This window comes from Pseudacidovorax sp. NFM-22 (genome assembly GCF_021401245.1).
Taxonomy (GTDB): Bacteria; Pseudomonadota; Gammaproteobacteria; order Burkholderiales; family Burkholderiaceae_C; genus Xenophilus.
Map to the genome: position 1 here is coordinate 344,155 of NZ_JACBFY010000006.1, position 23,510 is coordinate 367,664.

At 67.4% G+C, this 23,510-nt stretch carries 20 protein-coding genes; 8 read left to right on the forward strand and 12 right to left on the reverse strand.

Features of this window, described 5'->3' with window-relative positions; translation table 11 throughout:
- The first annotated feature begins 24 nt into the window (after positions 1 to 24).
- A complete protein-coding gene (locus tag L0984_RS21960; protein ID WP_234196409.1) occupies positions 25 to 207 on the forward strand; it encodes a hypothetical protein in 183 nt (60 codons plus the stop codon).
- A gap of 76 nt (positions 208 to 283) precedes the next feature.
- Here the strand turns inward: L0984_RS21960 and ureC are convergent, their stop codons facing one another.
- The 4 genes from ureC to L0984_RS21980 form a co-directional block, all read right to left on the reverse strand.
- A complete protein-coding gene (ureC, locus tag L0984_RS21965) occupies positions 284 to 2,002 on the reverse strand; it encodes an urease subunit alpha (protein ID WP_234196411.1) in 1,719 nt (572 codons plus the stop codon).
- The gene (locus L0984_RS21970) at positions 2,002 to 2,307 is read right to left on the reverse strand and encodes an urease subunit beta (RefSeq protein ID WP_017761531.1); all 306 of its coding nucleotides are present in this window, start codon (positions 2,305 to 2,307) and stop codon (positions 2,002 to 2,004) included. Before L0984_RS21970 ends, ureC begins: the two co-directional genes overlap by 1 nt.
- Before the next feature lie 16 nt (positions 2,308 to 2,323).
- The gene (locus tag L0984_RS21975; protein ID WP_234196414.1) at positions 2,324 to 2,929 is read right to left on the reverse strand and encodes a HupE/UreJ family protein; all 606 of its coding nucleotides are present in this window, start codon (positions 2,927 to 2,929) and stop codon (positions 2,324 to 2,326) included.
- 68 nt (positions 2,930 to 2,997) lie between these two features.
- Positions 2,998 to 3,300, reverse strand: coding sequence for an urease subunit gamma (locus tag L0984_RS21980; RefSeq protein ID WP_017762114.1), 303 nt, complete (start codon positions 3,298 to 3,300; stop codon positions 2,998 to 3,000).
- A gap of 69 nt (positions 3,301 to 3,369) precedes the next feature.
- Here L0984_RS21980 and L0984_RS21985 point away from each other — a divergent pair, with 69 nt between their 5' ends.
- Positions 3,370 to 7,209 (forward strand): hybrid sensor histidine kinase/response regulator, encoded by a 3,840-nt coding sequence (locus tag L0984_RS21985; protein WP_370646133.1) that lies wholly within the window; start codon positions 3,370 to 3,372, stop codon positions 7,207 to 7,209.
- 4 nt (positions 7,210 to 7,213) lie between these two features.
- Positions 7,214 to 8,296: a response regulator transcription factor gene (locus L0984_RS21990; protein ID WP_234196418.1), complete on the forward strand. Its 1,083-nt coding sequence runs from the start codon at positions 7,214 to 7,216 to the stop codon at positions 8,294 to 8,296.
- Positions 8,297 to 8,683: 387 nt separating this feature from the next.
- Here the strand turns inward: L0984_RS21990 and L0984_RS21995 are convergent, their stop codons facing one another.
- From L0984_RS21995 to L0984_RS22025, 7 genes are all read right to left on the reverse strand, one after another.
- Entirely contained in the window at positions 8,684 to 9,001 is a 318-nt protein-coding gene (locus L0984_RS21995) for a hypothetical protein (protein ID WP_234196420.1), read from the reverse strand.
- Between the two features lie 49 nt (positions 9,002 to 9,050).
- Positions 9,051 to 10,763 carry an AIPR family protein gene (locus tag L0984_RS22000; protein ID WP_234196422.1) on the reverse strand — a complete coding sequence of 571 codons (1,713 nt, stop codon included), beginning with the start codon at positions 10,761 to 10,763 and terminating at the stop codon, positions 9,051 to 9,053.
- Between the two features lie 443 nt (positions 10,764 to 11,206).
- A complete protein-coding gene (locus L0984_RS22005; protein WP_234196424.1) occupies positions 11,207 to 11,926 on the reverse strand; it encodes a gamma-glutamylcyclotransferase in 720 nt (239 codons plus the stop codon).
- Positions 11,927 to 11,994: 68 nt separating this feature from the next.
- Complete coding sequence (locus tag L0984_RS22010; RefSeq protein WP_234196426.1) at positions 11,995 to 12,981, reverse strand: Bug family tripartite tricarboxylate transporter substrate binding protein; 987 nt, start codon at positions 12,979 to 12,981, stop codon at positions 11,995 to 11,997.
- 78 nt (positions 12,982 to 13,059) lie between these two features.
- Entirely contained in the window at positions 13,060 to 14,208 is a 1,149-nt protein-coding gene (locus L0984_RS22015) for a mandelate racemase/muconate lactonizing enzyme family protein (protein WP_234196428.1), read from the reverse strand.
- A 35-nt stretch (positions 14,209 to 14,243) separates the two neighbouring features.
- Positions 14,244 to 15,239: an NAD(P)-dependent oxidoreductase gene (locus L0984_RS22020; protein WP_234196430.1), complete on the reverse strand. Its 996-nt coding sequence runs from the start codon at positions 15,237 to 15,239 to the stop codon at positions 14,244 to 14,246.
- Positions 15,240 to 15,388: 149 nt separating this feature from the next.
- A complete protein-coding gene (locus L0984_RS22025) occupies positions 15,389 to 16,234 on the reverse strand; it encodes a FadR/GntR family transcriptional regulator (RefSeq protein WP_234196432.1) in 846 nt (281 codons plus the stop codon).
- A 137-nt stretch (positions 16,235 to 16,371) separates the two neighbouring features.
- Between L0984_RS22025 and L0984_RS22030 the strand changes: the two genes are divergently transcribed.
- Genes L0984_RS22030 through L0984_RS22050 form a run of 5 tightly spaced genes read left to right on the forward strand, consistent with a single transcriptional unit; the run spans position 16,372 to position 21,896 of the window.
- On the forward strand, positions 16,372 to 17,343 hold the full coding sequence (locus L0984_RS22030; protein WP_234196434.1) for a 2-hydroxyacid dehydrogenase: 972 nt from the start codon (positions 16,372 to 16,374) through the stop codon (positions 17,341 to 17,343).
- Positions 17,344 to 17,367: 24 nt separating this feature from the next.
- Positions 17,368 to 18,837, forward strand: a complete 1,470-nt coding sequence (locus L0984_RS22035; RefSeq protein ID WP_234196435.1) for an NAD-dependent succinate-semialdehyde dehydrogenase — start codon at positions 17,368 to 17,370, stop codon at positions 18,835 to 18,837.
- Between the two features lie 41 nt (positions 18,838 to 18,878).
- Entirely contained in the window at positions 18,879 to 19,766 is an 888-nt protein-coding gene (locus tag L0984_RS22040; RefSeq protein ID WP_234196437.1) for an NAD(P)-dependent oxidoreductase, read from the forward strand.
- Between the two features lie 22 nt (positions 19,767 to 19,788).
- Positions 19,789 to 20,886 carry an isocitrate/isopropylmalate dehydrogenase family protein gene (locus L0984_RS22045; RefSeq protein ID WP_234196439.1) on the forward strand — a complete coding sequence of 366 codons (1,098 nt, stop codon included), beginning with the start codon at positions 19,789 to 19,791 and terminating at the stop codon, positions 20,884 to 20,886.
- 41 nt (positions 20,887 to 20,927) lie between these two features.
- Complete coding sequence (locus L0984_RS22050) at positions 20,928 to 21,896, forward strand: Bug family tripartite tricarboxylate transporter substrate binding protein (protein WP_234196441.1); 969 nt, start codon at positions 20,928 to 20,930, stop codon at positions 21,894 to 21,896.
- A gap of 101 nt (positions 21,897 to 21,997) precedes the next feature.
- Here the strand turns inward: L0984_RS22050 and L0984_RS22055 are convergent, their stop codons facing one another.
- A complete protein-coding gene (locus tag L0984_RS22055; RefSeq protein WP_234196443.1) occupies positions 21,998 to 23,509 on the reverse strand; it encodes a tripartite tricarboxylate transporter permease in 1,512 nt (503 codons plus the stop codon).
- Between the last annotated feature and the right edge of the window lies 1 nt (position 23,510).

Consider the following 23,510-nt stretch of genomic DNA (forward strand, 5'->3'; position numbering starts at 1 on the left):
CCGTCCGATCAACGGACACAGGCAGTGAACGTGTACGAAACGCGCATTGTCGAAGTGAACGGCGAAATGATCGTGCCGCTGCCGCAGGAGATGATCGGACGCTGGAATCTGGAGCCAGGCATGGCCCTGGAGTACACCTGGGAGGGTCGCTCGCTTCTGCTCAAGCCGCCCAGCAGCGAGGCGCCCGCCGAAACCTCACAGACATGAGGCCGCGCCTGGTCTGCGCTGGGCCGGCCCCGAAAGCGGGCAGGGCGCCGAGCGGCCCCTTGCCTGCGCCTTCTCTTCAGAACAGGAAGTAGCGCTGCGCCATCGGCAGCACCTTGGCCGGTTCGCAGGTCAGCAGCACGCCGTCGGCGCGTACGGCGTAGGTCTGGTGGTCGATCTCCATCACCGGCGTCAGGCCGTTGTGGATCAAGTCCTTCTTGCGGATGTTGCGGATGTTCTTGACCACGCCCAGCGTCTTGGCCAGGCCGTAGCGACGGCCGACGTCGGCGTCGTAGGCGGCCTGCGATACGAAGGTCAGGCTGCTCCTGGCCAGGTTGCCGCCGAAGGCGCCGAACATGGGCCGGTAGTGCACCGGCTGCGGCGTCGGGATGCTGGCGTTGGGGTCGCCCATCGCCGCCATGGCGATGCTGCCTCCCTTGATGATGCAGAAGGGCTTCACGCCGAAGAAGGCCGGCTTCCAGATCACGATGTCGGCCCACTTGCCCAGTTCGAGGCTGCCCACCTCGTGGCTGATGCCGTGCGAGATGGCCGGGTTGATCGTGTACTTGGCGACGTAGCGCTTGGCGCGGAAGTTGTCGTTGCGCGCGCTGTCCTCGGGCAGGCTGCCGCGCTGCGCCTTCATCTTGTGCGCCGTCTGCCAGGTGCGGATGATGACCTCGCCCACGCGGCCCATGGCCTGCGAGTCGCTGCTCATCATGCTGATGGCGCCCATGTCGTGCAGGATGTCCTCGGCCGCGATGGTTTCCTTGCGGATGCGCGATTCTGCAAAGGCCAGGTCCTCGGCGATGGCGGCGTCCAGGTGGTGGCACACCATCAGCATGTCCACGTGCTCGTCCAGCGTGTTCTGCGTGTACGGCATGGTGGGGTTGGTGGACGAGGGCAAAAAGTTGGCCTCGCCCACCACGCGCAGGATGTCCGGCGCATGGCCGCCGCCCGCACCCTCGGTGTGGAAGGCGCACAGCGCGCGGCCCTTGGTGGCGGCGATGGTGTCCTCGACGAAGCCCGACTCGTTGAGCGTGTCCGAATGGATGGCCACCTGCGTGTCGGTGGCCTCGGCCACCTCCAGGCAGTGGTCGATGGCCGAGGGCGTGGTGCCCCAGTCCTCGTGCAGCTTCAGGCCGATGACGCCGGCCTCGATCTGCTCGTGCAGCGGGCCGGTGCGGCTGGCGTTGCCCTTGCCCAGGAAGCCCAGGTTCATCGGAAAGGCGTCGGCCGCCTGCAGCATGCGCTCGATGTGCCAGGGGCCGGGCGTGCAGGTGGTGGCGAAGGTGCCGGTGGCCGGGCCGGTGCCGCCGCCGAGCATGGTGGTCACGCCGCTGGCCAGCGCCTCTTCGATCTGCTGCGGGCAGATGAAGTGGATGTGGCTGTCGATGCCGCCCGCGGTGACGATGTTGCCTTCGCAGCTGATGACCTCGGTGCCCGGGCCGATGACGATGTCCACGCCCGGCTGGGTGTCGGGGTTGCCGGCCTTGCCGATGGCGGCGATGCGGCCGTCCTTGAGGCCGATGTCGGCCTTGACGATGCCCCAGTGGTCGAGGATGAGCGCATTGGTCAGCACCGTGTCGACGGCGCCTTCGGCGCGCGTGCGCTGGCTCTGGGCCATGCCGTCGCGGATGGTCTTGCCGCCGCCGAACTTGACTTCTTCGCCGTAGCCGCCGGCACGCAGCGTGTAGTCCTGCTCGACCTCGATCACGAGGCCGGTGTCGGCCAGGCGCACGCGGTCGCCGACGGTGGGGCCGAAGATTTCCGCGTAGGCGCGGCGCGAAATGTGGGCCATCAGAGTTTTCCTTGCACCAGGCCGCGGAAGCCGTAGACGATGCGGTCGCCCGCGAAGTCGACCAGCTCAACGGTGCGCTGCTGGCCGGGCTCGAAGCGCACGGCGGTGCCCGAGGCGATGTTCAGCCGCATGCCGCGCGCGGCCTCGCGGTCGAAGTCGAGGGCGCCGTTGGTTTCGGCGAAGTGGTAGTGGGAGCCGACCTGGATCGGCCGGTCCGAGCCGTTCTTGACGACGACGGTGAGCGTGCGGCGACCGGGGTTGAGGTCGTGGTCGCCCGCGTCGATGAGCAGTTCGCCCGGGATCATGGGTGTGCCCTTTCGATCAGGCGACGCCGCCCAGCAGGGCCAGGCCGAACAGGCCGACGGCGGCACCGGCGATGCGCGGCAGCCAGCGGGTGGCATGGCGCAGCGCCAGGCCCAGGCCGATGCCCGCGGCATGCAGGCCGACGGTGGCCAGCAGCATGCCGGCCAGCGTGGCGACGGCGCCGCCGTGCTCGGCCAGCTCGCGGCCATGGGCGATGCCGTGGAACACGGCGAACACGCCCACCAGCGCGGCGGCGGCCGGTGCCGGCAGGCGGCGCTGCGTGGCCACCAGCAGGCCCAGCACCAGCAGCGAGGCGGCGATCATGGGCTCCACCGCCGGCAGCGAGAGGCCAGCCAGGCCTGCCAGCGCGCCGGCCAGCAGCATGCCGGCAAAGCCGATGGGCGCGGCCAGCAGCTCGCGGCGGCTGTTGGCGGCCAGGGCGCTCCACAGGCCCACGGCCACCATGGCGGCCAGGTGGTCCAGGCCGGTCAGCGGATGCACGAAGCCGGCGACGAAGCCGTGGTGCGCGCCGGCATCGGCGCCGGTGTGGGCCAGCGCGGGCAGGGCGGCCGTGGCGGCCAGGGCGGTGGCAATGCGAAGGAGCAGGGGGCGGGCAGTGCGCATGGGCGTCTTTCGGAGGAATCGGGGAAGAAGAGCGGGTCGGGCCGGGCAGTGCAGGGCGGGCCGGGGGCTCATTCGATGGGCTGGTGCACCGTCACGAGCTTGGTGCCGTCGGGGAAGGTGGCCTCGACCTGGATGTCCGGGATCATCTCGGGCACGCCTTCCATCACGTCGGCGCGGGTCAGCACCTCGCGGCCTTCGCTCATGAGCTGGGCCACCGTCTTGCCGTCGCGGGCGCCTTCCATCACGGCCGCCGAGATCAGCGCGACGGCTTCGGGGTAGTTGAGCTTCAAGCCGCGGCCCTTGCGCCGCTCCGCCAGCAGGGCGGCGGTGAAGATCAGCAGCTTGTCTTTTTCTCTGGGCGTGAGTTCCATGGTTCGCTTTGCTCTGGTGTCCGTGCGGCGACGGGCGGCCGCATGCCGGCAGGAAGGGCCGGGCGCCGCATGATAGGCAGCGTCAACGCGTTGCAACAGTCGTGCCTTGCTCGGCATGAAAGCTGCACTCTGCCGCCTGTGAACGCCGACGCCTCACCCCTGCCCGCCGCGCCCGACGCCGACGACGCGCCCCAGCGCATCGTCAAGGTCCGCCGCGACTACAACAGCTGGGTCGGCAGCGAGACGCTGGAGGACTACGCCCTGCGCTTCACGCCGCAGCGCTTTCGCAAGTGGTCCGAATGGCGGGTGGCCAACACGGCCTTCGGCGCCGCCTCCTTCCTGATCCTGGAGGCCGTGGGCGCCACGCTGCTGGTGCAGTTCGGCTTTGCCAATGCCTTCTGGGCCATCGTGGCGACGGGGCTCATCATCTTCCTGGCCGGCCTGCCGATCAGCGCCTATGCGGCCCGCTACGGCGTGGACATGGACCTGCTGACCCGCGGCGCCGGCTTCGGCTACATCGGCTCGACCATCACTTCGCTGATCTACGCGAGCTTCACCTTCATCTTCTTCGCGCTCGAAGCCGCGGTCATGGCCTATGCGCTGGAGCTGGCGCTGGGCATTCCGCCGGCCTGGGGCTACCTGGTGTGCGCGCTGGTGGTGATTCCGCTGGTGACGCACGGCGTCTCGGCCATCAGCCGCCTGCAGGTCTGGACGCAGGCCATCTGGCTGCTCATGCTCGTGGTGCCCTTCGCCTTCGTGCTGGCGCGCGATCCTGGTGCATTTTCGGGCATCACGCACTATGGTGGTGATCGTGGTGGCGCTTCCAGCTTTGGATTGCACGGATTTGGTGCCGCATTGACCGTGGGCATCGCCCTCATCACCCAGATGGGGGAGCAGGCCGACTACCTGCGCTTCATGCCGGCGCGCACCGCCGCCAACCGCGGGCGGTGGTGGGCGGCCGTGGTGGCCGGCGGCCCGGGCTGGGTGGTGCTGGGCGTGGCCAAGATGCTGGGCGGCGCCCTGCTGGCCTACCTGGCCATCACCCACATGGTGCCCACCGAGCGGGCGGTGGACCCGAACCAGATGTACCTGGCCGCCTACGAATACGTCTTTCCGCAGTACGGCTGGGCGGTGGCGGCCACGGCGCTGTTCGTGGTCATCTCGCAGCTCAAGATCAACGTCACCAATGCCTATGCCGGCTCGCTGGCCTGGAGCAACTTCTTCTCGCGCGTGACGCACAGCCACCCGGGCCGGGTGGTGTGGGTGGTGTTCAACGCCTTGATCGCCTTCATGCTGATGGAGATGAACGTCTTCGAGGCCCTGGGCGACGTGCTGGGCCTGTACGCCAACATCGCCATCGCCTGGATGATGGCCGTGGTGGCCGACCTGGTCATCAACAAGCCGCTGGGCCTGTCGCCGCCGGGCATCGAGTTCAAGCGGGCCTACCTGTGGGACATCAACCCGGTGGGCGTGGGCGCCATGGTGCTGGCCTCGGGCGTGTCGATCACGGCGCACCTGGGCGTGTTCGGGCCGATGGCGCAGGCCTTCTCGGCCGTGATCGCGCTGGGCACGGCGCTGGTCGCCTCGCCGCTGATCGCCTGGGCCACGGGCGGGCGCTTCTACCTGGCGCGGCATCCGGGGGCGCCTGCCGCCGCTGCGCCCGCTCCCTCCAGCGGCGCCAAGGCTGTTCCCCCCTCCCCCCCTGGGGGTGGGCAGGGGTGGGGGCCAGCTCAGGCGCAGCGCTCATCACTGGGCGCAGTGGCCCCCATCCCCGCCTTCCCCCAGCGGGGGAAGGCGCAACAGCCATCGGCGTCGCGGCAGCGGGCCCATCGCATCCACTGGGTCGCCCCCGAAGCCACCTACCAGCGCCTGGCCCCCCGCCGCTGCGTCATCTGCGAGCGCGAGTACGAAGGCCCCGACATGGCCCATTGCCCGGCCTACCAGGGCGACATCTGCTCGCTGTGCTGCACCCTCGACGCCCGCTGCGGCGACCTGTGCAAGCCGCATGCGGGCCTGTCGGCGCAGTGGTCGGCCGTGCTGCGCTGGCTGCTGCCCCGGCGCGTGTGGCCCTACCTCGACACGGGCCTGGGCCACTTCCTCATGCTGATGCTGATCGTGGTGCCGCTGCTGGCCGCCGTCTTCGGCGTGCTCTACCAGCAGGAGCTGCGCGGCATCGGCGACTGGATCGACAGCGGCGGCGCGCCCTCGGTGGCCGCGGGTCGGGCCGCCGGCAGCGAGGCCGCGCAGGCCCTGGGCTCGGGCTTTCTCAAGGCCTACATGGCGCTGCTGCTCATCGCCGGCATCGTGGCCTGGTGGCTGGTGCTGGCGCACCAGAGCCGCAAGGTGGCGCAGGAGGAATCGAACCGCCAGACCCGCCTGCTGATGCGCGAGATCGAGCTGCACCGCCAGACCGACCGTGCCCTGCAGGCCTCGCGCCAGGCCGCCGACGAGGCGCGCCAGACCGCCGAGGCCGCCAACCAGGCCAAGAGCCGCTACATCAGCGCCATCAGCCACGAGCTGCGCACGCCGCTCAACAGCATCCTGGGCTACGCGCAGCTGATGGGGCAGGACCCGTCGGTGCCGCCGCACCGCCAGCAGGCCGTGGCCGTCATCAAGCGCGGCGGCGAGCACCTGCTCTCGCTCATCGAGGGCACGCTCGACCTGGCCCACATCGAGGCCGGCAAGCTCACGCTGCAGGCCCGGCCCATGGCCTTCGGCGACATGCTGCAGTCGCTGGCCGACATGTTCGAGCTGCAGGCCGCGGACAAGGGCCTGCGCTTCGTCTTCGAGCCGGCCGCGCAGTTGCCGGCCGTGGTGCGCGCGGACGAGCGCCGCGTGCGGCAGATCCTCATCAACCTGCTGGGCAACGCCATCAAGTTCACGGCCCGGGGCCAGGTCACGCTGCGCGCCGCCTATGCCCGCGAGTTCGCCACGCTGGAGGTGGAAGACACCGGCCCTGGCCTGAGCGCGGACGAGATGGACCGCATCTTCGAGCCCTTCGCCCGCGGCGATTCCCGCGGCAGCGCCCCCGGCGCCGGCCTGGGCCTGACCATGGCCAAGATGCTCACCGACCTGATGGGCGGCGAGATGAAGGTCAGCAGCACGCCGGGGCAGGGTGCGCTGTTCCGCGTGCGGCTGTTCCTGCCGCGGGTGCACGAGGCCATGGCCGGCACGCTGGGCCACGGCGCCGCCATCGGCAGCACCAGCCTGGCGGCGGGACCGGCGACCGAGCTGCCGACGCCGCGCCGTGGCTACGAAGGCCCGCGCCGCCAGCTGCTGGTGATCGACAACGAAGAGGCCGACCGCGACCTGCTGGTGCACCTGCTGCAGCCCCTGGGCTTCGAGCTGCGCACCGCCGCCAGCGGCCACGACGCGCTCGACCTGCTGGCCGCCGGCTACCGGCCGCACGCCGTCTTCGTGGACCTGGCCATGCCGGGCATCGACGGCTGGGAGACCATCCGGCGCGCGCGTGCACTGCTGGCGGCCGGGCGCGGCGCCGGCCATGACGCCCAGTTCGCCATCGTCTCGGCCAACGCCTTCGACAAGCGCCTGGAGAACGACGTCGGCATCACGCCCGAGGACTTCTTCGTCAAGCCGGTGCGCCACAGCGAGCTGCTCGACTGGATCGGCCGCCGGCTCGACCTGCGCTGGACGGCCGACCCGGCCACGGCCGCCGCGGCGCAGCCCGCCGTGCCGGCCGCCATCGTCGCCCCGGCGCCCGGGCGCCTGCGCGCCCTGGAAGAGGCCGTCCAACTCGGCTACCTTCGCGGGATCATGACCAAGCTCGACGACATCGACGCCGCCCAGCCCGAATGCGCGGCCTGGACGGCGCAGCAGCGCACGCTGGCGCGGCAGTTCCGCTTCGACGACATGGGCCGCGCCCTGGCCGAAGCGCTGGAAGCTTCCTGAGACCATGAACGGCATCGGCATCGACGACCTCTCCGACGGCGGCAGCGCCTCCGCGCCCGCCATCTCCCCCCTGGCCGCCAGCCTGCGCGAGAACACCGCCCGCGGCGACCTCGTGCTGGTGGTCGACGACGTGCCCGACAACCTGGCCGTGCTGCACGACGCGCTGGACGAATCGGGCTACACCGTGCTCGTGGCCACCGACGGCCCCACCGCGCTGGCCCGTGCGGCGCAGGCCCATCCGGACATCGTGCTGCTCGACGCCATGATGCCGGGCATGGACGGCTTCGAGGTGGCACGCCGCCTCAAGGCCGATGCGGCCACGGCCGACATCCCCATCGTCTTCATGACCGGCCTGACCGAGACCGAGCACCTGGTCGCGGCGCTGGAGTCGGGCGGCGTGGACTACGTCACCAAGCCCATCAAGCCCAAGGAAGTGCTGGCCCGCATGAACGTGCACCTGCAGGGCGCCCGCCGCGCGCGCCAGCAGGCCCAGCAGGCCGGCCAGGCCCGCAACGCCCTGGACGCCTTCGGCTACGCCAGCATCACCGTGCGCATGCCCGAGGGGCGGCTGATCTGGCAGACCTCCTTGGCGCGCGAACTGCTGATGCGCTACTGCGGCACCGAGGCGCCCGCCACGCCCGCCGCCATCGTGGCCTGGCTGCAGCGCCACCTGCCCCAGGCCCAGCAGGCCGGCGCCGAACCTCCGCCCCTGGAGATTGGCCAGCAGGCCGCCAGCCGCCTGCAACTGCGCGTGCACCGCCAGACCGGCGACGCGGACGGCACCGCCAGCGCGACGGTGCCCGGCGCGGGCGACTGGCTCATCATCATCCGGGAGCTGTCCGATACGGCGGTGATCGAGGCCATGAGCCTGGCCCTGAAGCTCACCGCCCGCGAGGCCGAGGTGCTGTACTGGGTGGTCAAGGGCAAGACCAACAAGGACATCGGCGAGATCCTGGGCGCCAGCCCAGCCACCGCCAAGAAGCACCTGGAGCGGGTGTATGTGAAGTTAGGCGTGGAGACCCGCACCGCGGCGGCGGGGGTGGCGATCAAGCGGATTCGGGAGATTCAGCCGCATTTTGAGGTGTGAGGCTATCAAGATGCTCTCCACACCAATCTATGCGCCATGCTGAAGTACGTTCAAAGGCCTTGGTGGTCGAAGGCCCTAGTTGCACCGCAGATGATTTGCTGAGTTCGGCAAGCGGAACTGGACGGGTAATGTAGCCGGTGAAAATAGAGAGAGCGAGACAAGAAATGTTGACGAATATCGTTGCCGTCCCGGCGCCGTTCGGGGTCGGAAGCTGGGGTAAGAACAGAATAATATAAATTATCGCAGTGGCAAAGGTCATTGCGATAAATAACGACGGTGGAAGCCTGAGAAATATTGCAAGCGCTGGGAGTGTGAAAAGAGCGGATACAAATGGGCTTTGTCGACTACCGCCGGAGCAAAGTATCAAATAACTCACCAAGAGTATATCTAAAAAAATACCAAGGCGATCGAAGTGGTAGCCGATACAGTATTGATTCCAACGCCCTGAAAAATCGGGCTCCAGATTGAGTAAAGTTCCTCCGACACCAACAATGTCGCAAGAGAAAATAAGGCGATGAAAAGGAGCGGTGATCGACGAAGGCCGCGGGCGGCTAAACCAGAAAACCTATCGCTCATCCCAGCCGAATAATTTGACCTGCGGTCATGAAGTGATGCAGCTACAGCAAGGAGAGAAATAAAAAGTAGCTGTATCAGTATCGTCGCAGCGGCAACGTTGAGTGGTTTGATTGTTTGTTCAAGTTGCATTAACGTTCCCCTCCGTTGTAAGATAATTCTTAGAAAACAGGGGTCAGCGTTAGGTATTGACCAAATTTAGTTTAGGTAGCTTCCATGCACTAAATCGCGTCATTTTTAGGGAGAGATTTCGCTTCAATTTATCCAAAAATGGTTTCACGCGCAGTTCATTTCTTGCATTCGATGAGCCATCATCTGTGCTAATTATATTGATTGCGATCTCGGCGTAAAGTTCGATTGCCTTTCGCGCATATTTGGCGAGCGCCGATTTAAAGTCCGGTGACGTCATCCTCTTCAGCGTTAACTTGCTCATGTCAGACCCGGAGTTCTCGATAAGCACATTAGCGACATATATGCCCCAAGGTGTGCCGTGTATTCCCAGTATTGCACGCATTACCGGATCATCTTTTGCCTCTGTTGCCGACAGCATGTGAGAGCGCTCGGCCTCGATCTCTTGAGCTATTAACCAAGCAAGCAAAACCCGCTCCGGCTTCAGGCTTCGTGGGAATATGCTCTTATATGAGCGATCGAAAAGTTCTGCCTTTTTTGCGACCGCTTCTAATATTGTTTCATCCGACATCGCAGCCAGATATTGTGTAATTCTGTCGAGTTCGATGCGTTTGGAATTTTTTACCGTTTTCGCCCCTTCCTGCTTTGGGGCGTATAAATAGTCAATTGTCGCTAATGCAGTACGAAGACTTTCTTGTATTGGGTCTAAAAGACGTACGGCGGCAAGTTTTACCGGGTTCTGAGTATTGTTATACCTAACAATATCAGTTAATAATGCCTTTTTCGCACCGACAATTCTGACAAGGACTTGAGATTTTCCGGCATCAGTGGAACCTTCGATTGCCTTGGATAAACTTACGGTGGTCTGGCAGCCGTTAACAATTGAGAATCTTGTAATAGCGTATCTCGTAGAAGTTTCGCTTTCAAAATCATCTGCCACAATGGTGATCCCATTATTCAGGGCCCAAAATTCGCCCGGGCGTTCCCTGGCAGTCTCAACTATTTTTTCGTTAATGCCTCCTTTTCTTTGACCAATAAACAGGCGCACATTGCCTTCGAAGAGTTGGTTCTTATATTTGGCATGCAGTCGTACTAGTTCTGAAGCCGGAACTGCCCCAACTATTGCGTGGCCAAATTCCCCTTTGACGTCTACTACTGGACCATTGAAGGTTATAGTGTCACGACCGACATTTCGATCTGCCGCTCGCGCGACAACAAATTTATCGTATAGTGACTCCTGATATTCATAGAAAAAATTTGAATCGTTGTAAACTCTAGACCGTGTGGTGGACTCAAGATGGCGAGCGATTTGATCAGATTTAGATGCTAGCGTAACTAAACCAAAAACTAGAGAAAAAGATTTAACGTCGACTTCACTTAGACGCTCGAAAATATCTTGTCGGCCGCTGTGCTTGAACGATACTGGGTCTTTGATACTTGAAACTGCTGCTAGCAGGGCGTTCCACTTTTTTATGCCAGCTGTTCTTTCTGGCCGGTCAGAAACGTAGCCCTGCAAGACATAAACAGTCTCTTGATCCTCATCAATATAAATAAAGTCGCAGCCGCCATCTTCTGGCCCGTCTACTGATGCAGCGTCGATCGCTTCATCTTCATCAATGCCGAGCAGCGTAGATGCATACCAAGCGGTAATTGCTTTATCACGAGGGATGCCGCCGCGCTTTGCTACGGAATCGACGGCTTGAAGTAGCTCTTTCCGCGGGTCTGAGCTTGATGTGCCTGAGACTCCGCCGTAAGTAGTTGCCATTTCGTCCTCCGAACTGCTAGATGCTGAGGAGTCTAACCAAAAATCCAGCTGTTTCTGTAGCGCAAGTAGAGCAAATAGGCTAGTGCAGCAGACCCTGGCAAGGGAATGCAGTATTGGCAGCGCTGGCTATCTCTGCTAGAGGCAGGGTCTTGCATCCCGATTACATCCACTGACCGCCGACGCCCTCATCACGTGGCGATCTCATATTGCCCCGAGCGCGTTCTGGATTGAATCCTGTGCAGTCAGTTACCGCCAAGTCGAATTCTCCAAGTGCCTAATAGTCCCCTGCCGCGGCTGACAGCGCAACTGCCAAGGTGGACTATGTATGGTTACACGGCGTCGGTCCTCGGATTAAGAGCCGGGTTGCGCGCCCGAGCCACTTTAACTTCACCGACTACAGGCAAAAATTGAAAGACGACGTGGGTGCAGGATCAGCCCGAGGCTTATGCAGAAGTGGCCGTAGTGAGCGGAGTGCTGAGTTCCATCGCGACCCGCTGGATTTCTAAGTCATGCATGCCGAGGCTAGCCAACGCATCGACCGTGTGCTGAAAGTAATCCCTGCAGGTCCCCAAAGCTCCCCGCCCACTGGCGATATACCGCGCCACCTCCCCCGGCTCCATCCGCCCCGCATACCGCGGATGCGCCCGGTTCGCGACAAAGGTCAGCATCCGCCGCCGCTCCCCCTGGCACTCGGCCGTCACCCAGCGCGCGGCATAGGCCCCCGACAGCATCTCCCGCCGCCACACCAACTGCAGCTCGCTGCGCACCTGCTCGGCCGCGATGCGCAGGGCGATGCCGCGGCAGGCGCCGCCGCGGTCCAGGGCCAGCATCAGGCCGGGGTGTTCGACGGAGCCGCGGGCCATGTACAGCCACAGGCAGAAGCGCCGGCCCCAGCCGCGCACCAGGGCGGGCGCGGCGTCGATGTGGTGGATGGCGGGGTTCCACATCAGCGAGCCGTAGCCGAAGAGGTAGAGGTCGTCGGCCGGGTCGTGGCTCGCCAGGGTGGCGTCCAGGCAGGCGTCCAGCTCTTCCTGGGTGCGCAGCCGCACGTCGGGCGGGGCGCAGGCCTTCAGGGCGGCCATCACGGAGCCGTCGAACAGGCTCTCGCGGGTGAAGGGTTGACCGGCAGGCGCCGGAGGCAGCGGGCTGAGGCTGGCGGGCATGGCGTTCGATTGTGCGACGGGCGGGCTGACCGCCAGCATGTTTCGTGCGCGCCCGCCCGCCCGTTTGCTCACTCCAGCTTGACGCCGGCGTCAGTCACCACCTTGGTCCACTTGGGAATCTCCTTGGCCAGCAGCTCGCCGAAGGCCTCGGGCGTGCTGGCGACCACCTCGACGCCCTGGTCGCGGAACAGCTTGACCACCTCCGGGTCCTTCAGCACGGCCACGATGTCGCGGTTGGCGCGCTCGACGATGGGCTTGGGCACGCCCGCCGGCATCTGCATGCCGAACCACACGATCACTTCGTAGCCGGGCACGCCGGCCTCCTGCACCGTGGGCACCTCGGGCAGCAGCGCCGCGCGGCTGGCGCCGGTCACGCCGATGGGCTTGAGCTTGCCGGCCTTGATCTGCTGCATCAGGTTGGGCACGTTGTCGAACAGCACGTCGATCTCGCCGCCCAGCATGGCCATCACCGCCGGGGCGCTGCCCTTGTAGGGCACGTGGGTCATCTTCGTGCCCGTCATGCTCATGAAGAGCTCCATCGACAGATGGTTGGACGAGCCCGAGCCGGTGGAGCCGTAGTTGAGCTTGCCGGGGTTCTTCTTGGCGTAGGCGATGAGTTCGCGCACGTTGGTCACGCCCTGCAGGTCGGGCCGCACGACCAGCGCGTTCTGCGTGGAGCCGGCCCACACCAGCGGCTGGAAGTCGGCCGTGGCGTTGTAGGGCAGCTTGTTGCCGTACAGCGCGGGCAGGGCCGAGAAGGGAAGGGGCGTGATGAGGATGGTGTAGCCGTCCGCCGGCGACTTGGCGGCCAGGTTGTTGCCCAGCACGGTGTTGCCGCCCGGGCGGTTGTCCACCACCACCGACTGCTTCCAGGTGCGATTGAGGCGGTCGCTCACGGTGCGCGCGAGCGTGTCGTTGAAGCCGCCCGGCGTGTACGGCACGATGATCCGCGTGGGCTTGCTCGGGTAGTCGTCGTTGGCCCAGGCGTGGCCCACGGCCAGGGTCAGGGGGGCTGCGGCCATGGCCCGCAGCAGTTGGCGCTTGTCGAATTGCATGGCTTGTCTCCGTTGTTCGTCGTCGTTGTCGTGATGCCGGTTGCGCACCGGCGGGCGGGGTGGCGGCTGCGGCGTGGGTCAGAACTTCACGACATAGCCCGGGCCGTCGACCATGGGGTACTTGTCGAAGATCGACTCGTCTACCTCGATGCCGATGCCGTGGCCGCGCGGCGGTTCGACGCAGCCGTCGTCGCCGATCTGGAAGGTGCTGCCGAACATGTCGCGGAAGGGGTTGAAGTGCGACACACAAGCCTCGAAGTAGCCGGCGTTCTCGGTGGCCGCTAGGAAGTGCAGCGTGGCCGCATGGTTGAGCCCGGTGGCCGAGCTGTGGGCATGCAGCGGAATGCGGTAGGCCGAGGCCATGGCCGCGATGCGCACGCCTTCGGTGATGCCACCGCTCTTCGACAGGTCGGGCTGCCACACCTGCACGGCGCGCGCGTCGAGCATCTGGCCGAACTCGAAACGGGTGAAGTGGTTCTCGCCGGCCGCAATGGGCACCAGCGGCGAGATCTTGGCGGCTTCGCGGTACGAGGCGAAGTCGTTGCAGGCGAAGGGCTCCTCCAGCCAGCCCGCCTGGATCTCGGCCAGCACGGGCATCACGCGACGCACGTCGGCGATGGTGTAGGCGGTGTTGGCATCGGTGAGGATGTCGATGTCGTCGCCGAGCACCGCGCGCACCTTGCGCAGGCGCGCGACGTCGTTCTTGACGGTGTCGCCGATGCGCAGCTTGACGGCCTTGTAGCCCTGCGCCACATAGGACTGCGCTTCTTGGGCCAGCGATTCCGGGCTCTGGTAGCCCAGCGCGATGCCGCCCGCGTAGGCCGGAATGCGGCGGTGCGAGCCGCCGAGCAACTCGTACAGCGGCATCTTGGCGGCCTTGCCGCGGATGTCCCACAGCGCCATGTCGATGCCCGACAGCGCCAGGCAGGTGCCGGCGCCCAGCCCGTGGCTGGACAGCTGCATGCGGTGCACCCGCTGCCAGGCGCCCACCACGTCGGTGGCGTTCATGCCCACCAGCAGCGGCTGCAGCGTGTTGTGGATCAGGCTCACGATGGCGCCGGGGCTGCGGCCGGGATGCGCCTCGCCGTAGCCGGTGATGCCCTCCGAGGTCTCCACGCGCACGATGATGCAGTCGCGCTTGAGCGTGCTGCCGATGCCCATGGTGACGGTCTTGCCCTCGGGCAGCCGGTACGACAGTGGAATGGCGGTGATGCGGGTGATCTTCATCGGTTGTCTCCTGTTCTGGATTGGGGTGGGCGGCTTCAGCGGCCGGCCTGGGGCTCGGCGTCGAAGGCCGCGGGATTGACGATGTTGGGTGGCCGCTCGCCGCGCAGCAGCACGGCGGCCAGGGTGTCCACGGCCATCAGGCCCATGGCCCGCTCGGCCTCCTGCGTGATGCCCGCCAGGTGCGGCGTCAGCAGCACGCGGGGGTGATGGCGCAGGCCACTGTCGGCGGGCAGTGGCTGGGTCTCGAAGACGTCGAGCACGGCACCGCCAAGGGGGCCATGGGCCAGCGCCTGCACCAGGTCTTCCTCACGCACGACGGGGCCGCGGCCCACGTTGACCAGCACTGCGCCGGGCCGCGCATGGGCCAGAACGTCGGCGTCGACCATGCCGCGGGTCTGCGGCGTGAGCGGGCACGCCACCACCACGAAGTCGCTGGCCTCGAACAGCGCCGGCAGCGACAGCGCCTGCATGCCCGCAGGCACCTTGGCGGGCGTGCCGGTGCACACCGCCACCGCCATGCCGAAGCCCTGCTGTGCGATGGCGGCGATGCGCTGGCCGATGGCGCCAAAGCCGATCAGGCCCAGCGTGCGGCCCCGCAGTTCGAAGGTCCGGGCGCCGGCCTGGGCCCGCACCGCCCAGTCGCCTGCGCGCACGCTGGCGTCGAAGTCGGCCAGCTGCCGGGCGTGCGCGAGCAGGGCGGCAAACACGTATTCGGCCACCGCATTCGCATTGACGGCCGGCGTGTTGCCCACGGGAATGCCGCGCGCGGTGGCGAGCTCGATCGGAATGAAGTCCAGCCCCACGCCCTGGCGCATCACGCAGCGCAGGCGCTGAGGGCGGTCGAACAGGTCGGCCGGGAGCAGTCGCCGCACCACGATGCCGTCGAAGCGGTCGATGGCGTCGCGCAGCCAGGCGTCGCTGGCTTCACGCACCACGCCGTCGGGAATCTGCTCGGCCTCGGCCCACTGCGTGAGCTGTGCAAAGGCGTCGGGATGCAGCGGGTCGGTCAGCAGGACGCGAGGTGGACTCATGGCGGAGGCGTTGGCGGGTGCAGGGCCTGCCGCACGCCGAAGGTGCCTGCAGGGTGGGCGGCGGCGGTGTCCGTGCGGAGCCGCTCGCCAGATTTTTGCCAAAGTTGTGTGATGAATCTATCAGACAACTTTGCGCGCGGACCCCGTGTTTACCTTGGGGCGGAGGGCTTGCCCGCCTTGGCTGTCGCGGGCGATGCCGTGCCCAGCTTGGCGCGGGCCACGCGGCGTGCGGCGGCCCGGCTGTCGCCGGTCCAGAAGTCCTGGCCCGCCTGCTCGATGCGCCCTGCGGTGTTGTGCATGTGCATGAAGGCGGCGGTGCGGGCCGCCGCGGCATCGCGTGCCTTGATGGCGGCGCAGATGGCCTCGTGCTCGGCCTGCACCTGCGCGGCCAGGTCGGTGCGCCGCGCCTCATTGGAGCGGGTGAGGCGGATCGCGTCGTGCAGTGCACGCGTGAGCATGCCGAGCAGTTCGGTGTAGTGCGGGTTGTGGGCGGCCCGGGATATGGCGATGTGGAAGGCCAGGTCTTCCTCCACGCCGTCGCGGCCTTCCTTCTCGGCGCGGGCAATGGCGCGCAGCGCCTGCTGGATCTGCGTCATCTCGGCGCCGGTGCGGCGCTCGGCGGCCAGCGCGGCCATCTCGGCCTCGATGCCACGGCGCAGCTCCAGGATGCGCAGCACGCCCTGAGCGGGCGGCTCGGCAGTCGTGGCGCTGCCCTGGCCCAGGCGGAAGGCATCGGCGGCCTTGGGGTCGCGCACCACCGTGCCGCTGCCCTGGCGCGTCTCCACCAGCCCTTCGGACTTGAGGCGCGAGATGGCCTCGCGGATCACGGTGCGGCTCACGCCGTACTGCTGGGTCATGGCCAGCTCGGTGGGCAGGCGCGTGTTGGCGGGGTAGACGCGGGCACGGATGTCCGCCGCGATCAGGCCGGTCACCCGGTCGGCCAGCGTGCCTTCGGCAGCGCGGGAGGTCGCATCGTCTTGGATCGGGAAGGCCATGATGAGGGCAGGCAGGTCGGGGGCCGAAGAATAGCACCGGCGCTTCGTGCTTGACAGAAGTGATGTGACGTATTTGTAATACAACTTGAGCGCGAAACGGCGATGGCCGGCGCAACGAAGAACCCAGAGAGACAGTCATGAACCTTCCCGAGCGGCCCCGGGCCTTCCTCTGCCGACGCTTCACCCCCGCCGTCGAGGCGGCCCTGGCCGAGCGCTTCGAGCTGGTCGTCAACGACGACGATTCGATTCTTTCCGCCGCGCAGATCCCGGCGCGTGCGCAGGGCTGCCACCTGCTCTTCGTGACGGCCACCGAGCCGGTGACGGCCGAGGTCATCGCCGCGCTGGCGCCCTCGCTCGCCGTGGTGGCCACGCTGTCGGTGGGCCACGACCACATCGACCTGGCCGCCGCCCGCGCCCACGGCGTGCAGGTGCTGCACACGCCCGACGTGCTCAGCGATGCCTGCGCCGAGATCGCGCTGATGCTGCTGCTCAATGCCTGCCGCCGCGGCTTCGAGGCCGACCGGCTGGTGCGCAGCGGCGCCTGGCAGGGCTGGGCGCCCACCCAGCTGCTGGGGATGGGGTTGGTCGGGCGGCGCCTGGGCATCTTCGGCATGGGCCGCATCGGCCGCGCCATCGCCGAACGCGCGCGGGCTTTCGGGCTGGCCATCCACTATCACAACCGCTCGCGTCTCGTGGCCGAGCTGGAGGCGGGGGCCACCTACCACCCGACGCTGGAAGACATGCTCCCGGGCATCGACATCCTCATGATCGCGGCGCCCGGTTCGCCGGCGCTCAAGGGCGTCTTCAACGCCGAGCGTCTGGCACGCCTGCCGGCGGGCTCGGTGGTGGTCAACATCTCCCGCGGCGATCTGGTCGATGACGAAGCGCTGATCGATGCGCTGCGCCGTGGCCACATCCGCGGCGCGGGGCTCGACGTGTTCGCCAACGAGCCCCACGTGCACCCCAGCTACCGCGGGCTCGACAACGTCTTCCTTTCGCCGCACATCGGCAGCGCCACGCACGAGACGCGCGATGCCATGGGCTGGCTGCTCATCGACGGCATCGAGGCGCTGCGTGCCGGCCGTACGCCCGACAACCTTCTGCGCTGACCCTTTTCATTCCAAGCACGCACCATGAAGCTCCAACACACCCAACTCTTTCGCCAGCAATGCCTCGTCGGCGGCCGCTGGGTCGACGCCACCGACGGCGCCACGTTGACGGTCACCAACCCCGCGGACGACAGCACGCTTGGCACGGTGCCGCGACTCGGCGCCGCCGACGTTCGCGCGGCCATCGATGCCGCCAACCAGGCGCTGCCGGCGTGGCGCGAGACCAGCGCCAAGGAGCGATCGCGCCTGATGCGGCGCTGGTTCGACCTGTGCATGGCGCACCAGGACGACCTGGCCATGATCCTCACGCTGGAGCAGGGCAAGCCGCTGGCCGAGGCCAAGGGCGAGATCGCCTACGGCGCCAGCTTCATCGAATGGTTTGCCGAAGAGGCCAAGCGCGTCTATGGCGACGTGATCCCGGCCGCCAGCATGGACCGGCGCATCGTGGTGCTCAAGCAGCCCGTGGGCGTGGTGGCGGCCATCACGCCGTGGAACTTTCCCAACGCGATGATCACGCGCAAGGCCGGCGCCGCGCTGGCGGCCGGCTGCACCATCGTCATCAAGCCCGCGTCGGCCACGCCCTACTCGGCGCTGGCCCTGGCGCAACTGGCCATGGAAGCGGGCATTCCCGCGGGCGTGCTCAACGTGGTCACCGGCTCGGCCTCGACCGTGGGCGGCGAGCTCACGGCCAACCCGGTAGTGCGCAAGCTCTCCTTCACCGGTTCCACCGAGGTGGGCAAGACCCTGATGGCGCAGTGCGCCGGCACGGTCAAGAAGGTGTCGATGGAACTGGGCGGCAATGCGCCCTTCATCGTCTTTGACGATGCGGACCTCGACGCCGCCGTGGCGGGCGTCATGGCCTCCAAGTTCCGCAACGCGGGGCAGACCTGCGTGTGCGCCAACCGCATCTTCGTGCAGTCGGGCATCTACGAGCGCTTCACCGCGCTGCTGCGCAAGGCGGTGGAGGCGCAGGTGGTCGGCAACGGCCTGACGCCCGGCGTGCAACTGGGGCCGCTGATCGATGACGCGGCCGTGGCCAAGGTGCGCGAGCACATCGACGATGCGGTGACCCTGGGCGCGAGCATCGTCACGGGCGGCACGCCGCATCCGCTGGGCGGGCGCTTCTTCACGCCCACCATCCTGGCCGAGGTGTCGCCGAAGTCCCGGCTGATGCAGGAAGAGACCTTCGGCCCGGTGGCGCCGCTGATCCGCTTCGAGACCGACGACGAGGCCGTGGCCATGGCCAACGACACGCCCTTCGGCCTGGCGGCCTACTTCTACACGCAGGACTACGCCCGCGCCTGGCGCGTCGCCGAGGCGCTGGAGGTGGGCATCGTCGGCCTGAACGAAGGCCTGATCTCCACCGAGCTGGCGCCCTTCGGCGGCATCAAGGAATCGGGCGTGGGCCGCGAAGGCTCCAAGTACGGCGTGGACGACTACGTCGAGATCAAGTACGTGTGCGCCGGCGGCCTCGGCCGGCCCATGCCGCGCTGAGTGCGGCGCATCGTGTGCAGAGACCCCCAAGGAGACATCGAATGAAAGACAGGAAGATCGGCCTGATCGGCGTGGGCCTGATGGGCCACGGCATCGCCACCAACATCGTGCGTCATGGCCATTCGCTGGCCGTGCTGGCGCATGCGGGCAACCAGCCGCTGGACGCCCTCGAGGCGGCAGGGGTGCGCATCGTGGGCAGCGCACGGCAACTCGCGGCCGAGGTCGACGTGCTGCTGCTGTGCGTCACCGGCTCGCCGCAGGTGGAGGCCGTGCTGCTGGGCGACGACGGCGTGCTGCAGGGCCTGCCGCCGGGCGGCATCGTCATCGACTGCTCCACCGCCATCCCGTCGTCCACCGAACGTCTGGCCGGCGTGGTGGCCGAAGCCGGCGGGCGCTTCATGGACGCCGCCATGACCCGCACGCCCAAGGAGGCCGCGGAAGGCCGGCTCAACCTGCTGGTGGGTGCGCCGACCGCGCTGTTCGACGAATGCCGCCCGCTGCTGGCCTGCTTTGCCGAGAACATCACCCACTGCGGCCCGGTGGGCGCCGGCCACCGCATGAAGCTGCTGCACAACTACGTGTCGCTGGGCTCGGTGGCGTTGATCGCCGAGGCCGCGGCCTGCGCGCAACGCGCGGGCGTGGCGGCGGAGGTGTTCGTCGAGGTGCTGGCCAAGGGCGGCGGTGGCGGCACGGCACTGGAGCGGCTGCGGCCCTTCCTGCTGTCGCAGGACCCGAGCGGCCTGCGCTTCAGCATGGCCAACGCCTTCAAGGACCTGAGCTACTACACCACCATGGCCCGCGACAGCGGCGCCGCCGACACGATCGCCGAAGGCGTGCGGCAGACGCTGGAGACGGCCGTGGCGCATACCGGCGGCCAGCGCCTGCTGCCCGAACTGGTGGCCGTGCTGGCCGAACACCAATCGACCTGACCTCAGAGGAGAACGAGAACCCATGTCCCCCTATCGGATCGCCACCATCGACGGCGACGGCATCGGCCCCGAGGTGTGCCAGTCGGCCACCCGCATTCTTTCGGAGGCCTGCGGCAGTGCACTGCTGGACTTCGTCCGCTGCGACGGTGGTGCCGCGCACTACGCACGCACGGGGCAGGTGCTGCCCGAGGACACCTTCGCGCTGTGCCGCGACTCGGCGGCCATCCTGCATGGCGCAGCCGGGCTGCCCGGTGTGACCTATCCCGATGGCACCGAGGTCGGCAACGACCTGCATCTGCAACTGCGCTTCCGGCTCGACCTGTATGCCAACGTGCGGCCCGTGCGGCTCTGGCAGGGCGTGAAGTCGCCGCTCGCCGGCTGGCAGGCGGGCCAGATCGACTACGTGATCGTGCGCGAGAACACCGAGGGCCTGTACGCCAGCCGCGGCGGCGGCATCAACCTGCGCGGCGAGGTGGCGACCGACACCATCGTGGTCACCCGCAAGGGCGTGGAGCGCGTGGCCCGCTTCAGCTTCGGCCTGAGCCGCAAGCGCCAGGGCGCGCCGCGCGACGGCAAGCGGCGGGTGACCGTCTGCGACAAGGCCAACATCCTGCGCAGCTATGCCTTCTTCCGCGCCGTGTGCGAGGAGGTGGCCCGCGAGCATGAGGACGTCGAGATCGACTACGCCTATGCCGACGCGATGACGGTCCACCTGGTCAAGCGGCCCGACTTCTACGACGTGATCGTGGCCGAGAACATGTTCGGCGACATCATCTCGGACCTGGGTGCCGCCACCATCGGCGGCATGGGGCTGTCGCCCTCCGCCGAGCTGGGCGAGCACCATGGCCTGTTCCAGGGCGCCCATGGCTCGGCGCCCGACATCGCGGGGCAGAACCTGGCCAGCCCGCTGGCGACGATCCTCTCGGGCACGTTGATGCTGCAGTGGCTCGCGGAGCGCCATGGCGACGAGCGCCTGGCCGTCGCGGGCCGCCGCATCGAGACCGCCGTCGGCGAGGTGCTGGCCCATGGTGACGCGGTGCCGCGCGACCTGGGCGGCTCCGCCAGCTGCACCGAGGTGACCGAGGCCGTGCTGCGCCGCATGGCGCGGGCGCCCGCCTGAGCCATCGCCTTTCACTTCCAGAACAAGAACGGAGACCTTTCATGCGCAAGACCCCCATCCTCTTCCTGGCCGCAGCGCTGACCTGCCTGGCGAGCGCACCGGCGCGCGCGGAGGGCGCGCCCATCACCATGATCGTGACCGTGCCGCCCGGCGGCTCGTCCGACGCGCTGGCCCGGCTGGCGGCCACCGCGCTGGGCAACCGGCTCAAGCAGTCCGTGGTCGTCGAGAACGTCACCGGAGCGGGCGGCCTGGTCGGCATGCAGCGCTTCCTCAAGGCCAGGCCCGACGGCAGCACGCTGCTGTTCATCAACCAGTCGCTCACCATCCTGCCGCACCTGTACAAGCAGGCCGGCTACTCGGCCGTCGGCGATGTGGCGCCGGTCGGCATCGTGGCCAAGGTGCCGATGGTGCTGTCGGTCAGCAATGCCAGCGGCATCCAGGATCTGTCCAGCCTGATCGGCCGGATGAAGAGCGCGCCCGGCACGCTCAACTTCGGCTCGGGCGGACCGGGCACCACGGCCCACTTTGCGGAGGCGCTGTTCCTGCAGCAGGCCGGTGTGCAGGGGCAGCTCGTGCAGTACCGCGGCACGGGGCCTGCGCTGACCGACCTGATGGCCGGCACCATCCACGCCGTGATCGACCAGACCGTGACGATGCTGCCGCTGCACAAGGATGGGCGCGTGCGCGCGCTGGCCGTCTCGGCGGCGGCGCGGGTGCCGCAGGCGCCCGATGTGCCCACCTTTGCCGAGGCGGGCCTGCCCGCCTTCGATCTGGCGATCTGGAACGGCGTGGTGGCGCTCAAGGGCACGCCGGCCTCGACGCTGCGGCGCATCGAGCAGGCGCTCTCCGACGCGGTGGCCGAGCCCGAACTGCGCGCCCGCCTGGAAAGCCTCGGCGCCCAGGCCCCATCGGCCGAGGAGCGTGGACCGCAGCACCTGCGCCAGCTCATCGAGCAGGATGCGGGCCGCGTGGAGGCTTTGGCGAAGACGGGCGTCTTCGTGGCCAACTGAGGGGCGCCCAATCGGCGCTCGAAACGAAAAAGCCCCGCGGCGTCCGACCGTGGGGCCATGGGTCCGCTGCCGCAAGGGCAGCGGGTGCCTGCCGGGGAGGTCTATTCCTCGACGAAGGCCTCTTCCCGCTTGGCCTTCACCGACGGCAGCAGCACGATCACCAGCAGCAGGGCAGAGGCCGCCAGCAGGAAGGCCGAGATGGGCCGCGTGACCAGCACGCTCCACTCGCCGCGCGACAGCAGCAGGGCGCGCCGCAGGTTCTCTTCCATCATCGGCCCCAGGATGAAGCCCAGCAGCAGTGGCGCCGGCTCGCACTTGAGCTTGAGGAAGGCATAGCCCACCACGCCGAACACGGCCACCATCCACACGTCGAAGGTGTTGTTGTTCTCCGAGTACACGCCCACCGCGCAGAACAGCACGATGGCCGGGAAGAGCCACTTGTACGGAATGGTCAGCAGCTTGATCCACACGCCGATCAGCGGCAGGTTCAGGATGATCAGCATCAGGTTGCCGATCCACATCGAGGCGATCAGGCCCCAGAACAGCTCGGGGTTGCTGGTCATCACCTGCGGGCCGGGCTGGATGTTGTGGATGGTCATGGCACCCACCATCAGCGCCATCACCGGGTTGGGCGGAATGCCCAGCGTCAGCAGCGGGATGAAGGAGGTCTGCGCACCGGCGTTGTTGGCCGACTCGGGACCGGCCACGCCGCGGATGTTGCCCTTGCCGAAGGGCACCTCGCCCGGGGCGCGGCGCATCTTCTTCTCCAGCGTGTACGAGGCGAAGGACGACAGCAGTGCGCCGCCGCCGGGCAGGATGCCCAGGGCCGAGCCCAGCGCCGTGCCGCGCAGCACCGCAGGCGTCATGCGCCTGAAGTCGGCGGCCGTGGGCCACAGGCCCTTGACCTTGGCCGTGAACACCTCGCGCTGCTCGGCCGGCTGCGACAGGTTGCCGATGATTTCGCCGTAGCCGAACACGCCCATGGCGATGGCGATGAAGCCGATGCCGTCGGTCAGTTCCGGGATGTCGAAGCTATAGCGGGCCACGCCCGAGTTCACGTCCGTGCCCACCAGGCCCAGGGCCAGGCCCAGCAGGATCATGGTGATGGCCTTGAGCAGCGAGCCGGAGGCCAGCACCACGGCGCCGATCAGGCCCAGCACCATCAGGCTGAAGTACTCGGCCGGGCCGAACTTGAAGGCCAGCTCGGTCAGCGGCGGCGCGAAGGCGGCCAGGATGATGGTGCCCACGCAGCCGGCAAAGAAAGAGCCCAGGCCGGCGGCGGCGAGCGCCGGTCCGGCCCGTCCCTGCCTGGCCATCTGGTAGCCGTCGATCACCGTGACCACCGACGAGGATTCGCCGGGCAGGTTGACCAGGATGGCCGTGGTGGAGCCGCCGTACTGCGCGCCGTAGTAGATGCCCGCCAGCATGATCAGCGCCGACACCGGTGGCAGCGCATAGGTGGCCGGCAGCAGCATGGCGATGGTGGCGACGGGGCCGATGCCCGGCAGCACCCCGATCAGCGTGCCCAGCAGGCAGCCGAGGAAGGCGTAGACGAGGTTCTGGAAGGTGAAGGCGACGCCGAAGCCGATCGCCAGGTTATTGAAGAGATCCATG